Annotated in this window: 26 protein-coding genes and 1 tRNA gene; 12 read left to right on the top strand and 15 right to left on the bottom strand. The window is 60.4% G+C overall.

What is annotated here, in order from left to right:
- Positions 1-46 precede the first annotated feature (46 nt).
- Both bacA and folB read right to left on the bottom strand, forming a co-directional pair.
- The gene (gene bacA, locus ACK3SD_RS02495) at positions 47-868 is read right to left on the bottom strand and encodes an undecaprenyl-diphosphate phosphatase (RefSeq protein ID WP_137762119.1); all 822 of its coding nucleotides are present in this window, start codon (positions 866-868) and stop codon (positions 47-49) included.
- A 132-nt stretch (positions 869-1,000) separates the two neighbouring features.
- Positions 1,001-1,360: a bifunctional dihydroneopterin aldolase/7,8-dihydroneopterin epimerase gene (gene folB / locus ACK3SD_RS02490; RefSeq protein ID WP_137762118.1), complete on the bottom strand. Its 360-nt coding sequence runs from the start codon at positions 1,358-1,360 to the stop codon at positions 1,001-1,003.
- Between the two features lie 107 nt (positions 1,361-1,467).
- Here folB and plsY point away from each other — a divergent pair, with 107 nt between their 5' ends.
- The 3 genes from plsY (at position 1,468) to ACK3SD_RS02475 (ending at position 5,063) form a co-directional block, all read left to right on the top strand.
- Positions 1,468-2,103 (top strand): glycerol-3-phosphate 1-O-acyltransferase PlsY, encoded by a 636-nt coding sequence (plsY, locus tag ACK3SD_RS02485; RefSeq protein ID WP_481126643.1) that lies wholly within the window; start codon positions 1,468-1,470, stop codon positions 2,101-2,103.
- Positions 2,104-2,406: 303 nt separating this feature from the next.
- Positions 2,407-3,786 (top strand): MFS transporter, encoded by a 1,380-nt coding sequence (locus ACK3SD_RS02480; RefSeq protein ID WP_481126642.1) that lies wholly within the window; start codon positions 2,407-2,409, stop codon positions 3,784-3,786.
- Between the two features lie 14 nt (positions 3,787-3,800).
- Positions 3,801-5,063: a gallate dioxygenase gene (locus ACK3SD_RS02475; RefSeq protein ID WP_481126641.1), complete on the top strand. Its 1,263-nt coding sequence runs from the start codon at positions 3,801-3,803 to the stop codon at positions 5,061-5,063.
- Here the strand turns inward: ACK3SD_RS02475 and ACK3SD_RS02470 are convergent.
- Positions 5,060-6,295, bottom strand: a complete 1,236-nt coding sequence (locus ACK3SD_RS02470) for a LysR family transcriptional regulator (RefSeq protein WP_481126640.1) — start codon at positions 6,293-6,295, stop codon at positions 5,060-5,062. The genes ACK3SD_RS02475 and ACK3SD_RS02470 overlap by 4 nt on opposite strands.
- 129 nt (positions 6,296-6,424) lie before the next feature.
- Between ACK3SD_RS02470 and galB the strand changes: the two genes are divergently transcribed.
- From galB to mqo, 5 genes are all read left to right on the top strand, one after another.
- Complete coding sequence (gene galB / locus ACK3SD_RS02465; RefSeq protein WP_481126639.1) at positions 6,425-7,162, top strand: 4-oxalmesaconate hydratase; 738 nt, start codon at positions 6,425-6,427, stop codon at positions 7,160-7,162.
- Positions 7,159-7,872, top strand: coding sequence for a 4-carboxy-4-hydroxy-2-oxoadipate aldolase/oxaloacetate decarboxylase (locus ACK3SD_RS02460; RefSeq protein ID WP_481126638.1), 714 nt, complete (start codon positions 7,159-7,161; stop codon positions 7,870-7,872). The genes galB and ACK3SD_RS02460 overlap by 4 nt, the downstream gene beginning before the upstream one ends.
- A gap of 1 nt (position 7,873) precedes the next feature.
- On the top strand, positions 7,874-8,962 hold the full coding sequence (locus ACK3SD_RS02455; protein ID WP_481126637.1) for a 4-oxalomesaconate tautomerase: 1,089 nt from the start codon (positions 7,874-7,876) through the stop codon (positions 8,960-8,962).
- Positions 8,963-8,964: 2 nt separating this feature from the next.
- Positions 8,965-9,855: an NAD(P)-dependent oxidoreductase gene (locus ACK3SD_RS02450; protein ID WP_481126636.1), complete on the top strand. Its 891-nt coding sequence runs from the start codon at positions 8,965-8,967 to the stop codon at positions 9,853-9,855.
- A gap of 459 nt (positions 9,856-10,314) precedes the next feature.
- Positions 10,315-11,922: a malate dehydrogenase (quinone) gene (mqo, locus tag ACK3SD_RS02445; protein ID WP_481127479.1), complete on the top strand. Its 1,608-nt coding sequence runs from the start codon at positions 10,315-10,317 to the stop codon at positions 11,920-11,922.
- A gap of 106 nt (positions 11,923-12,028) precedes the next feature.
- On the opposite strand, the gene tsaD is transcribed toward mqo, so the two are convergent.
- Positions 12,029-13,042 (bottom strand): tRNA (adenosine(37)-N6)-threonylcarbamoyltransferase complex transferase subunit TsaD, encoded by a 1,014-nt coding sequence (tsaD, locus tag ACK3SD_RS02440; protein ID WP_481126635.1) that lies wholly within the window; start codon positions 13,040-13,042, stop codon positions 12,029-12,031.
- Positions 13,043-13,395: 353 nt separating this feature from the next.
- Here tsaD and rpsU point away from each other — a divergent pair, with 353 nt between their 5' ends.
- The 3 genes from rpsU to rpoD all read left to right on the top strand — a co-directional run bounded on the left by rpsU (position 13,396) and on the right by rpoD (position 17,495).
- Positions 13,396-13,611 carry a 30S ribosomal protein S21 gene (gene rpsU / locus ACK3SD_RS02435; RefSeq protein WP_001144069.1) on the top strand — a complete coding sequence of 72 codons (216 nt, stop codon included), beginning with the start codon at positions 13,396-13,398 and terminating at the stop codon, positions 13,609-13,611.
- A 136-nt stretch (positions 13,612-13,747) separates the two neighbouring features.
- Complete coding sequence (dnaG, locus tag ACK3SD_RS02430) at positions 13,748-15,496, top strand: DNA primase (RefSeq protein ID WP_137762107.1); 1,749 nt, start codon at positions 13,748-13,750, stop codon at positions 15,494-15,496.
- Positions 15,497-15,653: 157 nt separating this feature from the next.
- A complete protein-coding gene (rpoD, locus tag ACK3SD_RS02425) occupies positions 15,654-17,495 on the top strand; it encodes an RNA polymerase sigma factor RpoD (protein ID WP_481126634.1) in 1,842 nt (613 codons plus the stop codon).
- Between the two features lie 67 nt (positions 17,496-17,562).
- On the opposite strand, the gene mug is transcribed toward rpoD, so the two are convergent.
- Complete coding sequence (gene mug / locus ACK3SD_RS02420; protein WP_481126633.1) at positions 17,563-18,063, bottom strand: G/U mismatch-specific DNA glycosylase; 501 nt, start codon at positions 18,061-18,063, stop codon at positions 17,563-17,565.
- Between the two features lie 141 nt (positions 18,064-18,204).
- On the opposite strand from mug, the gene ACK3SD_RS02415 reads away from it, so the two are divergent.
- Positions 18,205-18,280, top strand: a tRNA-Ile gene (locus ACK3SD_RS02415).
- A gap of 161 nt (positions 18,281-18,441) precedes the next feature.
- On the opposite strand, the gene ACK3SD_RS02410 is transcribed toward ACK3SD_RS02415, so the two are convergent.
- From ACK3SD_RS02410 to ACK3SD_RS02365, 10 genes are all read right to left on the bottom strand, one after another.
- Complete coding sequence (locus ACK3SD_RS02410) at positions 18,442-18,783, bottom strand: TA system toxin CbtA family protein (RefSeq protein ID WP_106929604.1); 342 nt, start codon at positions 18,781-18,783, stop codon at positions 18,442-18,444.
- A 20-nt stretch (positions 18,784-18,803) separates the two neighbouring features.
- Entirely contained in the window at positions 18,804-19,121 is a 318-nt protein-coding gene (locus tag ACK3SD_RS02405) for a type IV toxin-antitoxin system YeeU family antitoxin (protein ID WP_106929602.1), read from the bottom strand.
- 19 nt (positions 19,122-19,140) lie between these two features.
- Positions 19,141-19,362 (bottom strand): DUF987 domain-containing protein, encoded by a 222-nt coding sequence (locus ACK3SD_RS02400; RefSeq protein ID WP_106929599.1) that lies wholly within the window; start codon positions 19,360-19,362, stop codon positions 19,141-19,143.
- A gap of 8 nt (positions 19,363-19,370) precedes the next feature.
- Positions 19,371-19,847 (bottom strand): RadC family protein, encoded by a 477-nt coding sequence (gene radC / locus ACK3SD_RS02395; protein WP_481126632.1) that lies wholly within the window; start codon positions 19,845-19,847, stop codon positions 19,371-19,373.
- A gap of 15 nt (positions 19,848-19,862) precedes the next feature.
- On the bottom strand, positions 19,863-20,321 hold the full coding sequence (locus ACK3SD_RS02390) for an antirestriction protein (RefSeq protein WP_106929595.1): 459 nt from the start codon (positions 20,319-20,321) through the stop codon (positions 19,863-19,865).
- Positions 20,322-20,422: 101 nt separating this feature from the next.
- A complete protein-coding gene (locus tag ACK3SD_RS02385) occupies positions 20,423-20,662 on the bottom strand; it encodes a DUF905 domain-containing protein (protein ID WP_232960611.1) in 240 nt (79 codons plus the stop codon).
- Between the two features lie 76 nt (positions 20,663-20,738).
- The gene (gene ykfB / locus ACK3SD_RS02380; RefSeq protein ID WP_106929591.1) at positions 20,739-21,206 is read right to left on the bottom strand and encodes a protein YkfB; all 468 of its coding nucleotides are present in this window, start codon (positions 21,204-21,206) and stop codon (positions 20,739-20,741) included.
- 23 nt (positions 21,207-21,229) lie between these two features.
- A complete protein-coding gene (locus ACK3SD_RS02375; RefSeq protein WP_153752218.1) occupies positions 21,230-21,673 on the bottom strand; it encodes a YfjS/YafY family lipoprotein in 444 nt (147 codons plus the stop codon).
- Positions 21,673-21,909, bottom strand: a complete 237-nt coding sequence (gene ypjK / locus ACK3SD_RS02370) for a protein YpjK (RefSeq protein WP_063255810.1) — start codon at positions 21,907-21,909, stop codon at positions 21,673-21,675. The genes ACK3SD_RS02375 and ypjK overlap by 1 nt, the downstream gene beginning before the upstream one ends.
- Positions 21,910-21,945: 36 nt before the next feature.
- Entirely contained in the window at positions 21,946-22,647 is a 702-nt protein-coding gene (locus ACK3SD_RS02365) for a DeoR family transcriptional regulator (RefSeq protein ID WP_232960612.1), read from the bottom strand.
- Positions 22,648-22,815 lie beyond the last annotated feature (168 nt).

Raw genomic sequence — 22,815 nt, 5'->3', positions numbered from 1 at the left:
CCATAAAAAAGCCCCGCCGAAGCGGGGCTTTTTTTCTCGGCCACGATCAGGCAAAGAAGACGAAGTAGAGCACGCCGGCCACGATGAAGCGGTAGATGGCGAACGGCACAAAGGAGAAGCGTTTGATCACGGCCAGGAAGGTCTTGATGGCGATCAGCGCCACCACGAAGGCGGTGATAAAGCCCACGGCGAACATTGGCAGATCTGACAGGCTCAGGAAGTGCCAGCTTTTATAGAGATCGAGCGCGCTGGCGCCCATCATCATCGGCACCGCCAGCAGGAAGGAGAACTCCGACGCCGCATAGCGGCTGACGCCCATCAGCATCCCACCGGAGATGGTGGCACCTGAACGGGAGAAGCCCGGCCACAGTGCCAGACACTGGAAGCAGCCAATCATGAACGCCTGACGGTAGGTCAGGTCATCCAGCCCCGGTGATTTCGGCTGTTTTGGCTTCAGCCACTCCGCGGCCAGCAGCAGGAAGCCCCCGACCACCAGCGCGTACACCACGTTTTTCACCTCAAACAACGCCTTGATCTGCTCATGCAGCGTCAGGCCAATCACCACGGCCGGGAACATCCCCAGCAAAATGTGTATCAGCGACAGTCGGCCGGTGGTAATCCCCTCGTGCGGCACTTCACCGAAACGGATACCAATCAGGCCAAACAGGCGGCGCCAGAACATCACCACCACCGCGAGGATGGAACCGAGCTGGATGATGACTTCAAAGAATTTCGCTTTGTCATCGGTAAAGCCGAGCCAGGTGCCCACAATAATCATATGCCCGGTAGAGGATACCGGCAGAAATTCGGTCAAGCCTTCGACCACGCCAAGAATAAACGCAACCACTAACGAATGGAGATCCGTCATGAAATGTTCCTTACCCCTAGAATTAACGTCATAAAAAAGCGGCAAAAAAGTTGCCGCTTAACATTTCGTTACGTATGACCAAGTTACCGGTCTTTGGTTTCATTCCAGTGACATTAATTCTGACGCGTAAGGTCAGTGCGGGCGAGTGCCACGCTCAATGATCACCCCAACCCGTGCGGCCTGAGCCACCGCGCCGGGCTTACTGACCTTAATACGGACCCACGGGGATTTGAAGCGTTGGAGCAACAATTCAGATACTTCCTCTGCCACCCGCTCCACCAGCGCAAAGCGCCCACCTTCAACGTGTTGCAGGATCGCCTGACTGACATCGGCATAACTCAGGCAATCTTTTACGTCGTCACTGGCAGCGGCCGGGCGATTGTCCCAGGCCATCTCGATGTCAAACACCAACTTTTGCTGGATGGTCTGCTCCCAGTCGTACACGCCAATGGTGGTGATCGCCGTCAATTGTTCTATAAATACAATGTCCATTACGTCATTCTCTATTTTTGGCCCTGCCGGATACCACTTCCGGCGGAATGTGCGTATTATCCACAGATGCCGCGTCTAACACGACCTCTATTGAACGGAACCCTGTTATGAGTGCTACCGCGCTTGGGATGATCATCCTCGCGTATTTATGTGGCTCAATTTCCAGTGCCATCCTGGTCTGCCGCCTGGCCCGCCTGCCCGACCCGCGCCTGCATGGCTCCGGCAATCCCGGTGCCACCAATGTGCTGCGCATCGGTGGCCGCGCCGCCGCCGCCGCGGTGCTGGTATTTGACGTGCTGAAAGGGATGCTGCCGGTCTGGCTGGCATACAAATCCAACGTCGCGCCCTTCTACCTCGGCCTGACCGCCATCGCTGCCTGCCTCGGCCACATCTACCCGGTCTTCTTCCGCTTCCGTGGCGGCAAGGGCGTCGCCACTGCGTTCGGTGCCATCGCGCCCATCGGCTGGGATTTGACCGGCCTGATGACCGGCACCTGGCTGCTGACAATACTGCTCAGTGGCTACTCCTCGCTCGGCGCCATCGTCAGTGCGCTGATCGCCCCGTTCTACGTCTGGTGGTTCAAGCCCCAGTACACCTTCCCGGTTGCCATGCTCTCCTGCCTGATCCTGATGCGCCACCACGACAATATCCAGCGCCTGTGGCGTGGGCAAGAGACCAAAATCTGGGACAAGCTGCGCAAGAAACGTGACGCGCGCAAAGACGCCGCCCGCAAAGCCCCCTGACTTTTTGCCATGTGCCACTGGCGCATGGCTCCCCCTCCCCTGCACTTACCAAATTTCTGACCGCGCTCAACAAATAAAGAAAACTCATACCTGCATAACTATTTTATGGCAGACAAACCCTGCCCGCCTCCCTACCTTGGTAGCTGCACCACCGGATCACCCATAATTAATCATCTGATTTTAATATAAAAAATAAAAACAGCTTGCCGGAAAACCCTCCCGGCACGCGCTTTTCGCTGGGTCATGCCCACTGAAAATTTTAACCCGATCACGTATTGATAAAAAAAACAGAGAGCGTACCCGATGAACAACCACCCGATTGTCGATGTGAAGGGCTGGATCGATGCCCGCCCGATCTCCGCTTACCAGTGGCTGGTACTGGCGCTGTGTTTCATCATCATCATGTTTGATGGCTACGATGCGGCGGTGATGGGCTTTATCGCCCCGGCGCTGATTGAGGATTGGGGCATCTCCCGCGCGCAGATGGGGCCGATTCTGGGCGCGGCGATGTTTGGCGTCGCCCTTGGCGCGCTGATTGCCGGCCCGTGGTCGGATCGCCTCGGGCGCAAGCGTGTGCTGCTGGTGTCGGTGGCTGGCTTCGCGCTGTTCAGTTTGCTGTGCGCCTTCGCCCGCACCCCGTTTGAGATGGCAGTGCTGCGCTTCCTCGCCGGGCTGGGGCTGGGCGCGGTGATGCCCAACTGCGTGACGCTGGTGTCGGAGTACATGCCAGCGCGGCGGCGTGGCCTGACCATCGCCCTGATGTACAGCGGCTTTAATATCGGTTCCGGCGCGGGCGGGTTTATCGCCGCCGGGCTGCTGCCCGACTGGGGCTGGAAGTCGGTGCTGCTGTTTGGCGGGCTGGTGCCGCTGCTGCTGCTGCCGGTGCTGATGGTGATGCTGCCAGAGTCGGCGATGTACATGGTGGTGCGCCGCGTTAGCCGCGAGAAGATTGCCGCGGTGCTGCGCCGCGCTGGCGGCCACTTCGCGCCGGAGACTACCTTTGTGCTCAACACGCCGGTGATCCGCAAGCAGGCACCGGTGCTGCAACTCTTCAGCAAGGGCTACGCGCGCGGCACGCTGGTGCTGTGGCTGACCTACTTTATGGGGCTGTTCGTCATCTACCTGCTGAATGGCTGGCTGCCGACCATCATGCGCACCAGCGGCTTCTCGCTGGAGCGGGCGGCGATGATCTCCGGCCTGTTTCAGCTGGGTGGCCCGCTCGGCGGCCTGCTGGTGGGCTACCTGATGGATCGCTTCGCCGCCAAATATATCATCGGCCTGTTCTATCTGGTCGGCGCGGCCTGTCTGCTGTCACAGGGGCTGGGCGACTTCGGCCCGACGGCGCTGGCGGTGCTAGTGTTCTTCAGCGGCTTTTGCATCAACGGCGCGCAGAATGGCTTGCAGGGCTTCTCCCCGGCCTTCTATCCCACCGAGATGCGCGCCACCGGCGTCAGTTGGATGCATGGCATCGGCCGCTCCGGCGCGATCCTCAGCTCCTCGCTGGGCGGCGTGCTGCTGGTCGCCTTCCCCGGCGCGGCCAGCATCTTTATTATCCTGGCCATTCCTGCCCTGCTGGCGGCCATCGCCATCACCCGGCACCAGAAGGCCCATCCGCCGGAGCAGGTAAAAGGCATTGATCTCAACGATCTGCCGGCCCTCTCTCGCACCATGAACAACCGCTAACCACGAGGTCACCTATGGCAAAGATAATTGGCGGGCTCGCCGTGTCACACACGCCGACCATCGGCTTCGCCGTCGATCACCACAAGCAGCAGGAGAGCGCCTGGGCGCCGATTTTTGACGGCTTCGCGCCGATGCAGCGCTGGCTGGAGGAGAAGCAACCTGACGTACTGCTCTACATCTTCAATGACCACGTCACCTCCTTCTTCTTCGACCACTACTCCACCTTTGTGCTGGGGATTGACGATCACTATGAGGTGGCGGATGAGGGCGGCGGCCGGCGTGACCTGCCGCCCATTCAGGGCCACGCGGCGCTGTCGCAGCACATCGGCGCGAGCCTGATGGCCGATGAGTTCGACATGGCCTTCTTCCAGGACAAGGCGCTGGATCACGGCCTGTTCTCGCCGCTCTCCGCGCTACTGCCGTGGGAGAAGGGGTGGCCGGTGCCGGTGGTGCCGTTGCAGATTGGTGTGTTGCAGTTCCCGATCCCTACCGCCCGCCGCTGCTACCGGCTGGGGCAGGCGTTGCGCCGGGCGATTGAGAGTTTCCCGGAGGATCTGAAGGTGGCGGTGGTGGCGACCGGCGGCGTCTCCCATCAGGTGCACGGCGAGCGCTGCGGCTTCAACAACCCGGAGTGGGACGCGCAGTTCATCGACATGCTGGTCAACGACCCGGAGCGGCTGACCGAGATGACGCTGGCGGAGTACGCCACCCTCGGCGGGCTGGAGGGGGCGGAGGTGATCATGTGGCTGGTGATGCGCGGCGCGCTGTCGGCCAACGTGGAGAAGCTGCATGAGGCGTACTACCTCCCCTCCATGACCGGCATCGCCACGCTGATTCTGGAGAACCGCGCCCGCGAGGCACCGGTGGATGTCCACCAGCGTCAGCGCGACAAGATTCAGGCCCAGCTGGCCGGTGTGGAGTCGCTACCGGGCACCTACCCCTTCACCCACGCGCGCAGCCTGAAGGCGATCCGCATCAACCGCTTCCTGCACCGGCTGATCCAGCCGACGTGGCGTGAGCGCTTCCTGCATGAGCCACAGGCGCTCTATGCCGAGGGCGGGCTGACGGCGGAGGAGCAGCAGTTGCTGGAGGCGCGCGACTGGCGCGGCCTGATCCACTACGGCGTCAGCTTCTTCCTGCTGGAGAAGCTGGGGGCGGTGGTCGGCGTCTCCAACTTGCACATCTACTCGGCGATGCGCGGCCAGACGCTGGAGGAGTTCCAGAAGACCCGCAACCAGCAGGTGCTCTACTCGGTGGCTGGCAAAAAAGGGGCCTAGCCAGCTGGCGCGGCGGCGCACACCTCGCGCAGGCAGTCGATCATCGCCTGCGCGGCCGGTGAGTGCAGGCAGCCCGTGCGGCAGGTCAGGCCGATGTCACGGCCAGTACCGGTCAGCGCTGGCGCCAGCCGCACCAGCTCCCCGCGCGCCAGCTCATGCTCCAGCTGGTGGGCGGAGACCGCCGCCAGCATGTCAGAGTGCAGCAGCAGCCCACGCACCAGCGCCAGATCGCCGCTCTCCACCTGTGGCGACGGCGCGGGCAGCCCCATCGACTGGAAGCACCCCTCCAACAGCCGCCGCGCGGGCGTATCGGCGCGCGGCAGCACCCACTGCGCCCGTTGCAGATCCGCCAGCGTCGCGCCCTGCGCCGCCAGCGGGTGGCCGCGCCGCGCCAGCAGTACCATATCCTCCCGGAACAGCGTCTCGCGGGTGATGTCCGCCGCCTCCTCACTGTTGCGCAGCGCGCCAAAGATGAAGTCAATGTCGCCAGCGCGCATCTCCGAGGCCAACATGCCGAAGGCGCTCTCGTTGGTCATCACCTTCACCGCCGGATAGCGCGACAGCAGCAGGATAATCGCCTGCGGCAGCAGCCGGGTGCGCCCCAGCGGCAGCGCGCCAATGCGCACCGTGCCAGTCAGTACGCCACGCCGGGCGGCGATGTCCGCCGGGATGTGGCGCAGCTCATTCAGCGCGCGGCGGATACCCGGCTCCATCTCGCGCCCGGCCAGCGACGGCATCATGCCGTGCGGCGTGCGCTCCAGCAGCGCGATGCCCGCGCCGCTCTCCAGCACTTTCAGCGCGGCGCTGACCGCCGGCTGGCTCAGGCCAAGGCGCGCGGCCACGGTCTGCATGTGGCGCGTCTGGCAGAGGGTGATGAAGATCTGCAACCGCCGCACGTTGAACAGCCAGAGCGGCTCCGCCTCGCCGCGCGGCGGCGCGGGCCGACCACGCAGGCGCGCCAGCCGCAGCGACGTCTCCCGCAGCTCCGCCAGCGCCCGCCGCGCGCGGGGCAGCACGCACTTGCCAAAGTCGGTCAGCATCATGCCGCCAGCGTGGCGCTCAAACAGCGGCACGCCGAGCCGCAGCTCCAGATCGCGGATGGCGCGAGTGACGGCAGACTGCGTACGGAATAGCTCCTCGGCGGCGCGCGACACGCTCCCCTGCTCCACCACCTGGCTGAAGGCCCTGATCTGCATCAAGTTTACCCACTCCTGTCCGCTCTCTTCTTGCATGGCGTTCCCCATCCCATTCAGCGATCCCGATCGGCAATATAAATAAAACGCATACCTGCTGCAATCGAATGAATTATCGCCACGGCGGCCAGAGTGACAGCATGGAAAAAAAACCGAGGAGGGTTATCCATGAGCACCAATCCAAGCAAAAGCGCGCTGGTCGTCAGCGCCCACTCCGCCGATTTCGTCTGGCGCGCCGGCGGCGCCATCGCCCTGCACCATGAGCAGGGCTACGCCGTGCATGTGGTCTGCCTCTCCTTCGGCGAGCGCGGCGAATCCGCCAAGCTGTGGCGCAAAGGCGGGATGACCGAGGAGAAGGTGAAAGAGGCGCGCCGCGCCGAGGCTCAGGCCGCCGCCGAGATCCTCGGGGCCAGCGTCGAGTTCTTTGACATGGGCGACTATCCGCTGCGCGCCGACCAAGAGACGCTGTTCCGGCTGGCGGATGTCTACCGCCGCGTGCAGCCGCACTTCGTGCTAACCCACTCCCTGAACGACCCTTACAACTATGACCACCCGCTCGCCAGCCACCTCGCCCAGGAGGCGCGCATCATCGCGCAGGCGGAGGGTTATCGCCCCGGCGAGCCGATCATTGGCGCGACGCCGGTCTACTGCTTTGAGCCGCACCAGCCGGAGCAGTGCAACTGGAAGCCGGACGTGCTGCTGGACATCACCCGCGTCTGGGAGAAGAAGTACCGCGCCATCCAGTGCATGGCCGGTCAGGAGCACCTGTGGGAGTACTACACCCGCGTGGCGCAACAGCGCGGCGTGCAGGCCAAGCGCAATGTCGGCATCGCCACGGCGCGTGACATCACCTATGGCGAGGGCTACCAGAGCCTCTTCCCGCGTGTGACGGAGGATCTGGCATGAGCCTGATTGGCAGAAAAGGCGTGGTGGTGCGCCACATCCCACGCGCCGATGCCCAACTGATTGATGCGTTGGCGGAATTTGGCGTCGCCACTGTGCATGAGGCGCAGGGGCGCAAGGGGTTGCTGGATCCGGCGATCCGCCCGATCCAGCAGGATCGCGGCATTGCTGGCAGTGCGGTGACGGTGCTGGTGGCCCCCGGCGATAACTGGATGTTCCACGTGGCGGTGGAGCAGTGCCAGCCGGGCGACATTCTGGTGGTCGCGCCCACCTCCCCCTGTCAGGATGGCTATTTTGGCGACCTGCTGGCGACCTCGCTCCAGGCGCGCGGCGTGCGCGGGTTGGTGGCAGACCTCGGCGTGCGCGACACCCGTACCCTGCGCGAGATGGGCTTTGCCGTCTGGTCACGGGCGGTCTATGCCCAAGGCACGGTAAAGGAGACGCTCGGCTCGGTTAACGTGCCGCTGGTGTGCGCTGGCGAGCTGGTGATGCCCGGTGATGTGGTCGTGGCGGATGACGATGGCGTGGTGGTGGTGCGCCACGCCGAGGCCGCCGCCGTGGTGGTCGCCAGCCGCCAGCGGGCTGATGCCGAAGAGGGCAAGCGCGCGCGGATGGCCGCTGGCGAGCTGGGGCTGGACATCTACCAGATGCGCCCGCGTCTGGCGGAGAAGGGGCTGCGCTACGTCGACAGTCTGGATGAACTGGAGGGGTGATATGCGCCAGCGCCGAATTCCCTGCCTGCTGATGCGCGGCGGCACCTCCAAGGCCGCCTGCTTCCTGGCAGACGATCTGCCCGATGACCCGGCACTGCGCGACCGCGTGCTGCTGGCGGTGATGGGCTCGCCCGATCCGCGCCAGATTGATGGCCTCGGCGGCGCCGACCCGCTCACCAGCAAGGTGGCAATCGTGCGCCCCTCTGCCCGCCCGGATGCCGACGTTGACTACCTGTTCGCCCAGGTGAACGTCGATAAGGCGGTGGTGGACACCGGCCAGAACTGCGGCAACATCCTCGCCGCCGTCGGCCCCTTCGCCATTGAGCGCGGGCTGGTGGCGGCACGGCCCGGCGTCACGGCCGTGCGCATCTTTATGGAGAACACCGGGCAGGTGGCGGTGGCGCAGGTCTCCACGCCAGATGGCGCGGTCAACTATGAGGGCGATCTGCACATTGATGGCGTGCCGGGCCACGCGGCCGAGGTAGTGCTGACCTTCCAGGACATTGCTGGCTCGAGCTGTGGCGCGCTGCTGCCCACCGGCGCGGTGCGTGACCGGGTGGATGGCATCGAGGTGACCTGCATCGACAACGGGATGCCGGTGGTGCTGGTACGCGCCGCCGATCTGGGGCGCAGCGGCGATGAGAGCCGCGAGCAACTCGACGCCGACGAGCCACTGAAGCAGCGGCTGGAGTCAATCCGGTTGCAGATGGGGCCGAAGATGAACCTCGGCGACGTCAGCCAGCGCACGGTGCCAAAGATGGCGCTGCTCTCCGCCCCGCGCCACGGCGGCACCATCGCCAGCCGCACCTTTATACCGCACCGCTGCCACGCCTCAATTGGCGTGCTGGGCGCGGTGAGCGTCGCCAGCGCCTGCCTGATCCCCGGCTCGATTGCGGAGGGCGTGGCGCAGGTCACCGCTGGGCGCAACCCACAGCGCATCAGCGTTGAGCACCCCAGCGGCGAATTTAGCGTGCTGCTGCACCTGGAGGGCGGGCAACTGGCTGGCTGTGGCCTGCTGCGCACCGCCCGCTTGATCTTCGATGGTCAGGTGTTGATCCCGGCCACCCTATGGCCCCTTGAAGGAGCATAACCATGGAAACATTACGCGTGACGCTGATTGGCTTTGGCGAGGCGGGCGGCATTCTGGCTGAGGAGATGCAGGCGCGCGGTGTGCAGGTGACCATTTGGGACAGCAAATTGCTGGGCGAGGCACGCGGCCCAATGCTGGCGAAAGCGGCACGCGCCGGTGTGCGCCCGGCGCTGTCACTGGCGGAGGCGCTGGCTGGCGCCTCGCTCATCTTCTCCACCGTGACCGCCGCCAACGCCTTCGCCGTCGCGGCGCAGTGCGCCCCGCTGCTGTCGCCCGGCCAGGTGTTTTTGGATCTCAACTCCGTCGCGCCCCACACCAAGCAGGCGGCGGCGGCACAGGTGGAGCGCCACGGCGCGGACTATCTGGACGTGGCGGTGATGGCCCCCGTGCCGCCGCAGCGCCTCGCCACCCCGCTGCTGGTGGGCGGACGGCGGGCGGAGGAGATTGGCCCGCTGCTGACCCGCCTCGGCTTTCACTGCCGCGTCTGGAGCCAGCAGGTGGGCGAGGCGTCCGCCATCAAGATGTGCCGCAGCGTGATGATCAAGGGGCTGGAAGCGCTGACCACCGAGTGCCTGAGCGCCGCGCGCCAGTATGGCGTGGAGCAGGCGGTGCTGGATTCGCTGCACGCCAGCTTCCCGTCGCTGGGCTGGGATGGCGAATTGCCGCACTACCTGATCAGCCGGGTGGCGGAGCATGGCCGCCGCCGGGCCGAAGAGATGCGCGAGGTGGTGAAAACCCTGACGGACGCCGGCGTGCCCCCACTGATGAGCGCGGCCACTGCGGAAACCCAGCATGGCACGGTGGAGGCGCTGGCGGAGAGGGGATTGGACTACGCGGCCCTGCTGCCCTTTACCTGGCAACAGGCGATCGACGCCCTCTATCCGCCCAAATAAACGCAACATTATTTCACATCAAAATAACATTATATTAACCTTACGGCGGGCGCTATATTCTGGCGGGCCGCCGCCTACTGGTGAAATAGTCACCGCAAACGTTAACCTTTATTTCTGCGTTATTTTCATCTTCTCTTTCGCTATTTTCCCTATTCTGTTCTAATTATTTCACTTATCAAAGTGACATGACCTTTCCCTAATTAACCTTATTTACTGAATGTTTATTGACTTATTGCGTTTTTTAAATGCAAAGCCGCTTTAATTCTTCACCTGTTAAATGATATATTCCGCCGCGTTGTAAAAAAGTTACACATTTGCTTCGTCGTTATCATATCTTCAAAAGGCCCCTCCTGCCTTGAGGGTCGTTTTCATGCTATTGATAAGTAAGCTTTTTATTGAATAGGTTCTGGCAAGGTAGCGGTAATGAAAAGAAAAGTTGTTGCGGTATTGTGTTCCTCCATGCTGTTCAGCAGCAGCCTGATGGCGGCTGAAACCCAGAAGGTGGACGTGCTGTTGATTGGCGGCGGTATTATGAGCGCCACCCTCGGTACTTTCCTGAATGAGCTGGAGCCAGATTGGTCGATGACCATGGTCGAGCGCCTGGATGGCGTGGCGCAAGAGAGTTCCAATGGCTGGAACAACGCCGGTACGGGTCACTCTGCCTTGGCAGAGATGAACTACACCCCGGAAAAAGAGAACGGTGAGATCGATATTTCCAAAGCCGTCGAGATCAACGAAGGTTTCCAGATCACCCGTCAATTCTTCTCCTGGCAGGTTAAGCAGGGCGTGCTGAAAAACCCGCACTCCTTTATTAACTCCACGCCGCACATGAGTTTTGTCTGGGGCGACGAGAACGTCGACTACCTGCACAAGCGCTACCTTGCGCTGCAAAAGAGCACCCTGTTCCAGGGCATGCAGTACTCTGACGATCCGGCCCAGATCCAGAAGTGGATCCCGCTGGTGATGGATGGCCGCGACCCGAAACAGAAAGTGGCCGCGACCTGGATGCCGATCGGCACCGACGTCAACTTCGGCGAAATTACCCGCCAGTACGTGCACAATCTGGAGCAGAAGCCGAACTTCAAGCTGAACCTCTCCACCGAAGTGCGTGACCTGAAGCGCAACCCGGACAACACCTGGCACGTCACCGTGGCTGACCTGAAGCATGACGGCGAAGAGCGCGCGATTGACGCGAAGTTCGTCTTCATCGGTGCCGGCGGCGCGGCCCTGCCGCTGCTGCAAAAATCCGGCATCCCGGAGTCCAAGAACTATGCGGGCTTCCCGGTCGGCGGCTCCTTCCTGGTGACTGAGAACCCGGACGTGGTGAACAAGCACCTGGCGAAGGTATATGGCAAGGCGTCCGTTGGCTCCCCGCCGATGTCCGTTCCGCACCTGGATACCCGTATGCTGGATGGCAAGCGCGTGCTGCTGTTCGGGCCGTTCGCGACCTTCTCCACCAAGTTCCTGAAGCAAGGTTCCCTGTGGGATCTGGCGCGCAGCACCAACATGCATAACGTCGTACCGATGATGCACGTGGGCATCGACGAGTTCTCCCTGGTGGAGTACCTGGCGGGCCAGCTGATGCTCTCTGACGACGACCGCTACGCGGCGCTGAAAGAGTACTTCCCGGAAGCACGCAAAGAAGATTGGCGTCTGTGGCAGGCTGGCCAGCGTGTGCAGATCATCAAGCGTGACGAAGAGAAAGGCGGCGTGCTGCGTCTGGGCACCGAGATTGTCAGCGCGCAGGATGGCTCCATCGCCGCGCTGCTGGGCGCTTCTCCGGGTGCCTCCACTGCTCCGCCGATCATGGTGAAACTGCTGCAAACCGTCTTCAAAGACAAGCTGGCAACGCCAGAGTGGCAGGCCAAGATGCACCAGATTATCCCGACCTACGGCCAGAAGCTGAACGGTAACCCGCAGCTGACCGAGCAGGAGTGGCAGTACACCAGCCAGACCCTGCAACTGGACCCGCCGCCGATGATCCCGCAAGGCATGGCAACTGCCCCGGCCACGGCTACCAACAGCGCGCCAGTGCCTGACAGCGCTGCCAAAGACATGGCGTTGTAAGCCAGACCCCTGCCCCAGCCCACGCGGTTGGGGCATAAAAAAAGCGCCGGTGCGAAAGCCCGGCGCTTTTTCTTTGGGCGGCCGCCAGCGTGGCGGCACCTCACATTCAGACGGGTGGCAGTTCCGCCAGCGGCCAGCGTGGACGCACGCTGATGCCCAGTCCACCCGTGTTGCCCGCCTTCAGGCGCACCATGCCCGCGTAGGCAATCATCGCGCCGTTGTCGGTGCAGAACTCCGGACGGGCGTAGAACACCTCACCACGGCGTTTCTGCATCATCTCCGCCAATTTCGCGCGCAGGGTGCGGTTGGCGCTCACGCCACCGGCCATCACCAGCCGCGAGAAGCCAGTCTCATCCAGCGCCCGCTTGCACTTGATCGCCAGGGTGTCCACCACTGCGTCCTCAAAAGCGCGGGCGATGTCGGCACGCGTCTGGTCGTCGCTGCCATTGCCACGGATGGTGTTGGCGGCGAAGGTCTTCAGGCCGGAGAAGCTGAAGTCCAGCCCCGGCCGGTCGGTCATTGGCCGTGGGAAGGTGAAGCGCCCCGCTTCGCCCTGTTGCGCCATCTTCGACAGCATCGGCCCGCCGGGGTAGTCCAGCCCCAGCAGCTTGGCGGTCTTATCGAAGGCCTCACCCGCCGCGTCATCAATCGACTCGCCCAGCAGGCGGTACTCGCCAATGCCGGTCACGCTGATAAGCTGGGTATGGCCACCGGAGACCAGCAGCGCCACGAACGGGAACGAGGGCGGGTTATCCTCTAGCATCGGCGCCAGCAGGTGGCCCTCCATGTGGTGCACTGGCACTGCCGGCACATTCCAGGCAAATGCGAGGGAGCGGCCGACGGTCGCCCCAACCAGCAGCGCACCCACCAGCCCCGGCCCGGCGGTGTAGGCCACCGCGTCAATGTCACGGCCCTCCAGCCCAGCCTCACGCAGCGCCTCCTGAATCAACGGCACCGTCTTGCGGACATGGTCACGCGACGCCAGCTCCGGCACTACGCCGCCGTAGTCCGCGTGCAATTTCACCTGGCTGTACAACTGGTTGGCCAGCAGGCCCTGTTGATCATCATAGATTGCGATGCCGGTCTCATCGCAGGACGTTTCGATACCTAATACGCGCATTGCCTCTTCCACCTGTTTCGTACGGCGCCCCGACGCGGGCGGCGCGGCGGGCAGTTTACCACTATCCGCCCGCCGCCAACACCCCGCCAGCCCCTGCCCGCCCCGCCTTTGCGCCCTGCCGGGGCGGCAGAAATCCGCGGCCAAAATCGATTAATCGCGGGCTTTACGGATTGATTGGTATATAATCATCGCCTTGCGCAAAAATGCGCGCATCCGCTGGCCTGCCCGGCCCATTCCAATTTGCTGTGGTGCTTTACAAAGCAGCATCCATTGAAGTAAAATTCCGCACCATTTTGAAAATGGCTGGCGCCAACAGGCCAGCGACAAACCGATTTTATTGAGGTGAGAGGCACATGCCGGTAATTAAAGTACGTGAAAACGAGCCGTTCGACGTAGCTCTGCGTCGTTTCAAACGTTCCTGCGAAAAAGCGGGTGTTTTAGCTGAAGTTCGTCGTCGTGAGTTCTATGAAAAACCGACTACCGAACGTAAACGCGCTAAAGCTTCTGCTGTGAAACGTCACGCGAAGAAACTGGCTCGCGAAAACGCACGCCGTACTCGTCTGTACTAAGTTTTTGGGGATCACTCCCCAGCGTGATTTAGTCATTACGAAAAACGCGCAGACTGAGTAGTAGTATCTTAAGGCCGTGCTTTCCGAAAGGAATGCGCGGCTTGTTCTCGTTTATAGGCTGGTGAGCAAGGGGCTTATGGCTGGACGAATTCCGCGTGTATTTATCAATGACCTGCTGGCGCGCGTTGACATCGTCGATCTGATCGATGCCAGGGTGAAGCTCAAAAAGCAGGGCAAGAACTACCACGCGTGCTGCCCGTTCCATAATGAGAAAACCCCCTCCTTCACCGTCAACGGCGACAAGCAGTTCTATCACTGTTTCGGCTGCGGCGCGCACGGTAACGCCATCGACTTCCTGATGAACTACGACAGGCTGGAGTTTGTCGAGAGCATTGAGGAGCTGGCGACCATGCAGGGGCTGGAAGTGCCCTACGAGGCCGGCTCCGGCCCAAGCCAGATTGAGCGCCACCAGCGCCAGAGCCTCTACCAGTTGATGGAGCAGCTGAGCGCCTTCTACCAGCACGCTCTGGGCCAGCCCAACGGGCAAGCCGCGCGCGATTACTTGCAACAGCGCGGCCTGAGCCAGGAGATCGTGCAGCACTTTGCCATCGGTTTCGCCCCCGCCGGCTGGGACAACGCCCTCAAACGCTTTGGCCGCGACAGTGAGAGCCGTACCGCGCTGAATGACGCTGGCATGCTGGTCAAGAATGATCAGGGGCGTACCTACGACCGTTTCCGCGAGCGGGTGATGTTCCCGATCCGCGACAAGCGTGGCCGTGTCATTGCCTTTGGCGGCCGGGTGCTGGGCGACGGGATGCCCAAGTATCTCAACTCGCCGGAGACCGAGATTTTCCATAAGGGCCGCCAGCTGTTCGGCCTGTATGAGGCACAGAAGAGCCACCCGACCCTGTCGCGGCTGCTGGTCGTCGAGGGGTATATGGACGTGGTGGCGCTGGCGCAGTTTGGCATCGACTACGCCGTGGCCTCACTTGGCACCTCCACCACCGCCGACCATATCCAGCTGATGTTCCGCGCTACGGATAACGTGGTCTGCTGCTATGACGGTGACCGCGCGGGCCGCGAGGCTGCCTGGCGTGCGCTGGAGACGGCCCTTCCCTACCTGAACGATGGCCGCCAGCTGCGCTTTATGTTCCTGCCCGATGGCGAGGACCCGGACACCCTGATCCGCAAAGAGGGGAAGGCGGCGTTTGAGCAGCGCATGGAGCAGGCCCAGCCGCTCTCCACCTTCCTGTTTGAGACGCTGCTGCCGCAGGTGGACCTGAGCAGCCCTGACGGGCGTGCCAAGTTGAGCACCCTGGCGCTGCCGCTGATTGGGCAGGTACCGGGCGAAACCCTGCGGCTCTACCTGCGCCAGCAGCTCGGCCACAAGCTGGGCATTCTGGACGACAGCCAGCTGGAGAAGCTGCTGCCCAAACAGGCGGAGAGCGCAAATAGCTACCAGGCGCCCCAGCTAAAACGCACAACCATGCGTATACTGATAGGATTACTGGTACAGAATCCCCGGCTGGCGACGCTGATCCCCTCCCTTGAGGGCGTGGAGCAGGCTGGCCTCGCGGGGCTGGATCTGTTTATCGAACTGGTGGAAACCTGTCTGGCGCAGCCGGGCCTGACCACTGGCCAGTTACTCGAGCAGTACCGCGACAATAAATACAGCCAGCAACTTGAAATCCTGGCGACATGGAACCACATGATCGTAGAGGATATGGTTGAGCAAACATTTGTGGATACGTTGGCCAGCTTGTATGACTCCATCCTGGAGCAGCGGCTGGAGACGCTCATTGCGCGCGCCCGGACGCACGGTTTGAGCACCGAAGAGCGGGAAGAAGTTCAGTCTCTCAACCAGGTGCTGGCGAAAAAAAAGTGAATCTCTGACGGCTTAAGTGCCGATATATAGCGGGGCGACGCCCCGCGTGATGCCGCCATAGCGGGCCGCGGCAACAACAAAAACGCCCCAAATGTTATCGTTGGCGGTTTCGCCGACCGACACCAACCCCAATACTCTGAAGTGTGGATACCGTCTTATGGAGCAAAACCCGCAGTCACAGCTCAAACTTCTTGTCACCCGTGGTAAGGAGCAAGGCTATCTGACCTATGCTGAGGTCAATGACCATCTGCCGGAAGATATCGTCGACTCCGACCAGATCGAAGACATCATCCAGATGATTAACGACATGGGCATCCAGGTGATGGAAGAAGCACCGGACGCCGATGATTTGATGCTGGCCGAAAACACCAACGACACCGATGAAGATGCCGCGGAAGCTGCCGCACAGGTGTTGTCCAGCGTTGAGTCTGAGATTGGTCGCACGACCGATCCGGTGCGCATGTATATGCGCGAAATGGGTACCGTTGAACTGCTGACGCGCGAAGGCGAAATCGACATCGCCAAGCGCATTGAGGATGGCATCAACCAGGTACAGTGCTCGGTAGCCGAGTACCCGGAAGCCATTACCTACCTGCTGGAGCAGTACGATCGCGTTGAGGCTGGCGAGACCCGCCTCTCTGACCTGATCACTGGCTTCGTTGACCCGAATGCGGAAGAGGACATCGCGCCGACCGCTACCCACGTCGGTTCTGAGCTGCCCAACGAAGAGTTGGACGACGAAGATGATGACGAAGAGGATGATGACGACAACTCGGACGATGACAACAGCATCGACCCAGAGCTGGCACGCCAGAAGTTCACCGAACTGCGCGAGCAGTATGAGGCGACCCGCACCGTCATCAAGACCAAGGGCCGCAGCCATGCAACCGCCACGGAAGAGATCCTGAAGCTCTCCGAGATCTTCAAGCAGTTCCGTCTGGTGCCGAAGCAGTTCGATTTCCTGGTCAACAGCATGCGCTCCATGATGGATCGCGTCCGTACCCAGGAACGTATCATCATGAAGCTGTGCGTTGAGCAGTGCAAAATGCCGAAGAAGAACTTCGTCAACCTGTTCACCGGTAACGAGACCAGCGACGTCTGGTTCGAAGCGGCGATCGCCATGGCCAAGCCGTGGTCTGAGAAGCTGCGCGACGTCAGCGAAGATGTGGAACGCAGCCTGCAAAAACTGCGTCAGATTGAAGAAGAGACCGGCCTGACCATCGAGCAGGTCAAGGACATCAACCGTCGTATGTCCATCGGTGAGGCGAAAGCCCGCCGTGCGAAAAAAGAGATGGTTGAAGCGAACTTGCGTCTGGTTATCTCGATCGCCAAGAAGTACACCAACCGTGGCTTGCAGTTCCTGGATCTGATCCAAGAGGGCAACATCGGCCTAATGAAGGCGGTGGACAAGTTCGAGTACCGTCGTGGTTACAAGTTCTCGACCTACGCCACCTGGTGGATCCGTCAGGCAATCACCCGCTCCATCGCCGATCAGGCGCGTACCATCCGTATTCCGGTGCATATGATTGAGACCATCAACAAGCTCAACCGTATTTCGCGCCAGATGCTGCAAGAGATGGGCCGCGAGCCGACGCCGGAAGAGCTGGCTGAGCGTATGCTGATGCCGGAAGATAAGATCCGCAAGGTGCTGAAGATCGCCAAAGAGCCGATCTCGATGGAGACTCCGATCGGTGATGATGAAGATTCGCATCTGGGCGACTTCATTGAGGACACCACGCTGGAGCTGCCGCTGGACTCTGCTACCTCAGAGAGCCTGCGTTCCGCCACCCACGACGTGCTGGCCGGCCTGACCGCGCGCGAGGCGAAAGTCTTGCGTATGCGTTTCGGTATCGACATGAACACCGACCACACGCTGGAAGAGGTCGGCAAGCAGTTTGACGTGACCCGTGAGCGTATCCGCCAGATTGAGGCGAAAGCGCTGCGTAAACTGCGTCATCCGAGCCGTTCTGAAGTGCTGCGCAGCTTCCTGGACGATTAATCGCCCGCTGCCACACCAATAAAAAAGCCCCGCGAGGGGCTTTTTTTATGCCTGTATGCTGCCAGCCTTAAGCCTTCGCCAGCGCCTGTTTCAGCGCGCGGTAAGCCTCCACCAGCTCCTCCAGTGTGGCGCGGTTCAACCCACTGGGGTTGGGCAGCACCCACACCTGCGTGTCGCCCAGCATAATCTCCTGACGCCCCCAGGGTGCCTTGCGCACGCCGAAGGCACTGGCGTAGGCCTGCTTGCCCAGCACCGCCAACGCCCGCGGCTGGTGGCGCATCACCTTCTCCCGCAACGCCTCCCCACCCTGCCGCAGCTCCGCGCGCGACAGCTCCGTGGCCTCGACCGTCGGCCGATCCACCAGACGGGTGATGCCGCAGCCGGTATCCAGCAGATGCTGCTCCTCCTCAGGCTTCAACTGGCGCTCAGTAAAGCCTGCCAGATGGATCACCTTCCAGAAGCGGTTATTGCCATTGGCGAAGTGAAAGCCGTGGTGCGCGGTCGACAGGCCGGGATTGATGCCGCAGAACAGTACCTGCAAGTGATCGTCCAGGATATCCTTCATCATGATGCTCCCACAGTAAGACATAACCCCCGGTTATCGCAAAAAGTTGCAGGGAATACAACACGCTATTCTGCGCAGAAAACCGCCATCCGGGCAGTGGGCAGTAGACCTGCCGCGTCCAACTGCCGTATAATCACGCCGCCCGGCCCCTTAGCTCAGTGGTTAGAGCAGGCGACTCATAATCGCTTGGTCGCTGGTTCAAGTCCAGCAGGGGCCACCAAATAAAACAAGGAGTTAGATGATAAATCGTCTAACTCCTTTTTCTTTGGATGCAATTTGGGTCAGGTAATGGGTCAGGTAAGGAATTGCTACCCTGCCCTCTTCATCTCGTTACAAGCCCTCCCGGATAGTGATGAAAGTCAGTAGCATTGCCTGTAATATTCACCGCACCGAATTTTTACGGCATTGTTGCAACAAGCCAGTTGCCTGCCGCGCTCGCAGAATATCGACAGCCCGAAGGTAAGGGGATTGTTCCTGCCAGCTAAATCCCTTCCTGTCGATACGCACCAGTTCGTATTTTTCCACCAGGAAGTTGACTGCATCGGCCAGGGTAATCCCGGCATCAATATGTTCCTTAATAACAGTTTCATCACTGAACGGCGTGTCGTTTAGCGTCAGGCCATAGTGTTGTTCCAGCAGGCGTGTCAGTAACATTTGCCAGACAGCCACGGGTGACAGGCAGGGCTTCACCGCCCGCTGAGTTGTTGCAGGTAAAGTTTTCATATTTGCTCTCGTGAAATTCGTTAGCGTTGAGTGTGATAGACGGCGATGTATACATAGCCGCAACTGCCAAGGGTGTCGGCTTCGCAGGTGAAATCATTGTGGTACAGGGTGACGCAGTGGGCATGTTGGGGGCTGACTTCACCGGTGGCCAGCATCGATTCCATCTGGCGGATAAAGTGCGGGAATGTTTCATCCAGCTTCCGGCATTCGGCGTCACTGAATCTACCGGTGATGCTGGCCCGGTCAGCCAGGTAGTGCAGTCGGTTACCCTCCTGCACCAGACGGGCTCCCAGGCGCGGCGTGATATTCCGCTGCAGGCCCCAGATGATGTGGGTCATGGCGGCTCTCCTTTTATTGTCAGTTCAGGGTGATGCTCATCAGGCAGGTATAGGGCCCGTTACGGTCCTGGCGGCGTTCGGCGTATACCGCGAGGACTCCGGTGATATCCGGAACGTCCCTGCCGGTGTAATGACAGACGCTACCGTGCCACTGATATTTGCCGGTGCAGTAACGAAAGATTCGGGACTCAGGATGCTGACGGTATATCGTCATTGCCCGGCGTTTACTGATAATTTTCATGTAATACCTCACAACAGACCGTGTTCAGCGAACGAATAGATTTGCCTGCCGCCGACAATCAGATGGTCAGGGACGCGGATATCCACCAGCTGAAGTACCTGAACCAGTCGCTGCGTGAGGGCTTTGTCAGCCTGGCTGGGCGTCGTCTCGCCGGAAGGATGGTTATGCGCCAGTATCACCGCTGTCGCGTTGAAATACAGGGCACGTTTGACCACCTCCCGGGGATGCACCTCGGTACGGTTAATCGTGCCGGTGAAGAGCGTTTCATGGGCAATCAACTGATTCTGGTTGTCCAGATACAACGCCCGGAACTCTTCCCGCTCAAGCGCGGCCATATGCAGTCGCAGCCATTCACGTACGGCGTGGGTAGAGGTGAAGGCCACGCCGGGCTCATGCAGGTGGTGGTCCAGAGCCCTGAGCGCCCGCTGAATGAGACGCCGGTCCTGTGGCGTCATCTCGCCGGGTAAAAAGGAAAGCTGTTTCATCTGTTGCTCCTTCGGTCAGTCGATAATACGCAGAATGGCGTGGGCCTCTGGATGCTGCAGGGCGTAGTCCCGCAGGCGGTAATAGTGTTCAGTCATGGCATCGCATTGGGTGCGACAGGCGTGATGGCTGTACGCAATCAGGCAGACAGCAATACCTGCGGCTTCAGCACTCATATCCGAACCATTACCGTTCATGCCGTTGAACAGATGCCATTTATCGTCACCTTCAACATCAGGGGCCATAAACGCGCCGCCATTGCTGAGGGTGTAGAACGACCAGATGCCACCGCTGTAGGTCGCACAGAAACGCGCCATCCAGGCAAAAATACGCGGCTCCAGGGTTATCCACTGCGGAATGGTGCCAAAGTGCTGCGGCCAGAAATCGATACGCTGTTCATCGGGGACCGGCGTGACGGTCAGTTCAAATTCGGGTCGGTTAGCGGGTGCGAGGTCGTGCTGCGTCTGTGTTGTCATGGGTATGTCTCCGTCAATAAAAACGCCAGCGGCGATGGCTGGCGTATGGGGGTATAAAGTGTGTTCGGGGAGGTGAAATGTTGCGGGTAAATGCTTCGCGGTCAGCGGGTGGAGGTGTCTGTACGGATGCCTGAGGTGCGGATATAGCGGTTAAGACCTTCACCGGCATCCGGCTCAAAGTTCCATGCCCGCCAGACCATCCGGCTTTCAGCGTCACGAACCACCAGGCGGAAGTGACTGCCCTGGTCGTCTTCGAGTGTGATATTGCTGTAAGTGGTAGTGACCGCTTGCGCTTGTCTCCGGGTGAAAGGCCCCGGTGGCAGCAACACGGATTGGGACATTTTCGGGCTCCTGATAAAAGAAAACCCCGGCAGCCTGATGGCTGTCGGGGTGGGTTTGCGTAAGGAGGAACGGCTATCAGTCGTTACCGCAGTCTCCGAGAGTGGACAGAACTTTCTCTGCGTTCTTCCGGTCCACCGTGAAGCTCCCTGCTTTGTGGTCATTGACGTAGACGTCGAACTGCCCGGCCTCAGAGATATTGCTGATGAAGTCAAACCAGGCGTTATCGCCGTTACGCCAGCCCAGGCTGGACGGAATAATATATTGCTGGTGGTTCATCACTACTGTGATAGTAGTGTCGTCATCGTGCGAACTGACCATCTTGTCATCGGCAAGGGTAAGAAAGACTGAATGCTGATAAAAACCATTCTGGTCCGGGTTCCCTGTGCAGTTGATGGTAAACGTCCTCCCGCTGGCTTCGGTCACACTGTATTCCGTATTGCCCTGACCGTAACCCTGCTGCCAGAACCCCGGGATAGCAGAGGCATTAAAGCTCGCGAGCAGTACACCCACCAGCACAAACCGACTTAGTGAACGTATTATCATTTCTGTTTCCTTTATCGTTGTTTTTATTCGTGGTTCTCTGGGTTTGAGGGTATCAGCAGTCGACCCATCAGTTTGCCGTCATGGGCGTACTCAAAGTATCTTTCTTTGGTATACGGGTCCGTCACCTCCTGGTATTCCAGTTTGATGTTATCGGCAATACACAGCGCATTCATCAGTGGCTGGACGCTTTTTTCCTGCATATCCACGAGGTAGTAGTAACTGCCACCCTCGCAGCCATCGGGCGACTGGCGGGTACGTAAAATCTGCAAGGTGGGACCGGATAAGTAGTCAACCTGTGACCATTCTTCGCTGACATCATCCTGACGACTGACCACATCACTGAAGCGCGGCGGGGTGAGGTCCTTGAATTTGCTGATAGCCTTCAGGTCATCACTTCTGTCATCGCATGCGCTGAGAAACAGAGTGGTGGCAACCAGCGCCAGCAGAGGCAGTGTTTTACGTTTCATTATTTTTTTCCTGAAATCAGACGAACCACTTTGGCAAAGACATAAATTCCCACAAAAATACCCACCGGCACGCCGACGAACGGTGTCAGCGCGACACTGGCGGCACCTGCTGCCCCTCCGCCCGTCAGCAGTGCGGCAACAGTGGCAAGGGTCAGGGCCGTGAGGCTCTCGGACACCCCGGTTTTGTTCAGAATGATGACGATGACAACAATGGCGATAATGGCAATGAATGGCATAGGCTCTCCCTGCGGATGAGTTGAGATAGACCTGCACTATTCCGGTGGACTGTTGGCCGGAACAAACGCAAGCAGTGACTGCTGGATAAAGCGAAAATGGGGTAAGGCCTGAATAAACACCGGGTCTTCAACCAGACTGCACAGACTGTCGTTGCGGCGAAAAGTCTCTTGCAAGGGCTGAACCAGATGGATTTCATCCAGGGTGAATACGGCGATATGTCCGTCGTGCTCAGCCACCAGATACCAGGCCTGCTGGTGGATAAGTAACCGGCAGGGAGCCAGCCGCTCACAGCGCTGCCCCTCGGCAATCAGCGTCACCCGCCTGCGCCCGGTAATGGCCTGAATCAGTCGCCAGAAAGACAATGCGCCTGATGGCGAAGGAGCCGGACTGGCGGGTGCTATCACGCAGGGAGACTCATCGCACATCAGCAGAGCGTTCACCAGACGGCGGTCAAGGCCTGGAAAAAGTCCGGCCAGCCCGCTGCGGTGAGCAAAGATAAGCACGTCGGGCACCATCTGCATTTCACTGCCAGCAGTACGTAAGCGGCAATATCCGGACTGATACTCCAGGTCCAGATACATCAGCCGCTCGCGAAAATCACGCCGCAGCGTGCGCACCGACACACCAAACTCAGCGGCCAGCTTACGCACACTCAGCGTTTCCCCCGCCACCAGACGGCTGATTATCAGTGACAGTCTGACAGCCAGCAGGTCATGGCGGCGTTCTGCCTGTGTCATGAGACGTTCTCCGTGAAAGTTAACTGACTGAAAATGATGTGATTACTTTAAATAAGGGGGCGGACAGGGTATGGACACCACAGAAACTATTTTTTATTTCTGCAAAAGCCAGATGTAGCGGGGGTTACAGGCCATCCCTCGGTGTGTAAGGACCGCCAGCACGTTGCG

Source organism: Chimaeribacter sp. YP20170169 (assembly GCF_056739715.1).
This window is presented reverse-complemented; position numbering and strand designations above follow the sequence as displayed.

What these genes read in the sequence shown, in the direction of transcription:
- mqo (WP_481127479.1), top strand. Translation starts at nt 10,315, where the DNA reads ATGCTGTTCAGCAGCAGCCTGATGGCGGCTGAAACCCAGAAGGTGGAC.
- dnaG (WP_137762107.1), top strand. Translation starts at nt 13,748, where the DNA reads ATGGCTGGACGAATTCCGCGTGTATTTATCAATGACCTGCTGGCGCGC.
- rpsU (WP_001144069.1), top strand. Translation starts at nt 13,396, where the DNA reads ATGCCGGTAATTAAAGTACGTGAAAACGAGCCGTTCGACGTAGCTCTG.
- ACK3SD_RS02460 (WP_481126638.1), top strand. Translation starts at nt 7,159, where the DNA reads ATGAGCCTGATTGGCAGAAAAGGCGTGGTGGTGCGCCACATCCCACGC.
- ACK3SD_RS02455 (WP_481126637.1), top strand. Translation starts at nt 7,874, where the DNA reads ATGCGCCAGCGCCGAATTCCCTGCCTGCTGATGCGCGGCGGCACCTCC.
- rpoD (WP_481126634.1), top strand. Translation starts at nt 15,654, where the DNA reads ATGGAGCAAAACCCGCAGTCACAGCTCAAACTTCTTGTCACCCGTGGT.
- folB (WP_137762118.1), bottom strand. Translation starts at nt 1,360, where the DNA reads ATGGACATTGTATTTATAGAACAATTGACGGCGATCACCACCATTGGC.
- radC (WP_481126632.1), bottom strand. Translation starts at nt 19,847, where the DNA reads ATGAAACAGCTTTCCTTTTTACCCGGCGAGATGACGCCACAGGACCGG.
- galB (WP_481126639.1), top strand. Translation starts at nt 6,425, where the DNA reads ATGAGCACCAATCCAAGCAAAAGCGCGCTGGTCGTCAGCGCCCACTCC.
- ACK3SD_RS02390 (WP_106929595.1), bottom strand. Translation starts at nt 20,321, where the DNA reads ATGACAACACAGACGCAGCACGACCTCGCACCCGCTAACCGACCCGAA.
- ACK3SD_RS02475 (WP_481126641.1), top strand. Translation starts at nt 3,801, where the DNA reads ATGGCAAAGATAATTGGCGGGCTCGCCGTGTCACACACGCCGACCATC.
- ACK3SD_RS02385 (WP_232960611.1), bottom strand. Translation starts at nt 20,662, where the DNA reads ATGTCCCAATCCGTGTTGCTGCCACCGGGGCCTTTCACCCGGAGACAA.
- ACK3SD_RS02410 (WP_106929604.1), bottom strand. Translation starts at nt 18,783, where the DNA reads ATGAAAACTTTACCTGCAACAACTCAGCGGGCGGTGAAGCCCTGCCTG.
- ACK3SD_RS02405 (WP_106929602.1), bottom strand. Translation starts at nt 19,121, where the DNA reads ATGACCCACATCATCTGGGGCCTGCAGCGGAATATCACGCCGCGCCTG.
- ykfB (WP_106929591.1), bottom strand. Translation starts at nt 21,206, where the DNA reads ATGATAATACGTTCACTAAGTCGGTTTGTGCTGGTGGGTGTACTGCTC.
- ACK3SD_RS02470 (WP_481126640.1), bottom strand. Translation starts at nt 6,295, where the DNA reads ATGCAAGAAGAGAGCGGACAGGAGTGGGTAAACTTGATGCAGATCAGG.
- bacA (WP_137762119.1), bottom strand. Translation starts at nt 868, where the DNA reads ATGACGGATCTCCATTCGTTAGTGGTTGCGTTTATTCTTGGCGTGGTC.
- mug (WP_481126633.1), bottom strand. Translation starts at nt 18,063, where the DNA reads ATGATGAAGGATATCCTGGACGATCACTTGCAGGTACTGTTCTGCGGC.
- tsaD (WP_481126635.1), bottom strand. Translation starts at nt 13,042, where the DNA reads ATGCGCGTATTAGGTATCGAAACGTCCTGCGATGAGACCGGCATCGCA.
- ACK3SD_RS02375 (WP_153752218.1), bottom strand. Translation starts at nt 21,673, where the DNA reads ATGAAACGTAAAACACTGCCTCTGCTGGCGCTGGTTGCCACCACTCTG.
- plsY (WP_481126643.1), top strand. Translation starts at nt 1,468, where the DNA reads ATGAGTGCTACCGCGCTTGGGATGATCATCCTCGCGTATTTATGTGGC.
- ACK3SD_RS02480 (WP_481126642.1), top strand. Translation starts at nt 2,407, where the DNA reads ATGAACAACCACCCGATTGTCGATGTGAAGGGCTGGATCGATGCCCGC.
- ypjK (WP_063255810.1), bottom strand. Translation starts at nt 21,909, where the DNA reads ATGCCATTCATTGCCATTATCGCCATTGTTGTCATCGTCATCATTCTG.
- ACK3SD_RS02400 (WP_106929599.1), bottom strand. Translation starts at nt 19,362, where the DNA reads ATGAAAATTATCAGTAAACGCCGGGCAATGACGATATACCGTCAGCAT.
- ACK3SD_RS02365 (WP_232960612.1), bottom strand. Translation starts at nt 22,647, where the DNA reads ATGACACAGGCAGAACGCCGCCATGACCTGCTGGCTGTCAGACTGTCA.
- ACK3SD_RS02450 (WP_481126636.1), top strand. Translation starts at nt 8,965, where the DNA reads ATGGAAACATTACGCGTGACGCTGATTGGCTTTGGCGAGGCGGGCGGC.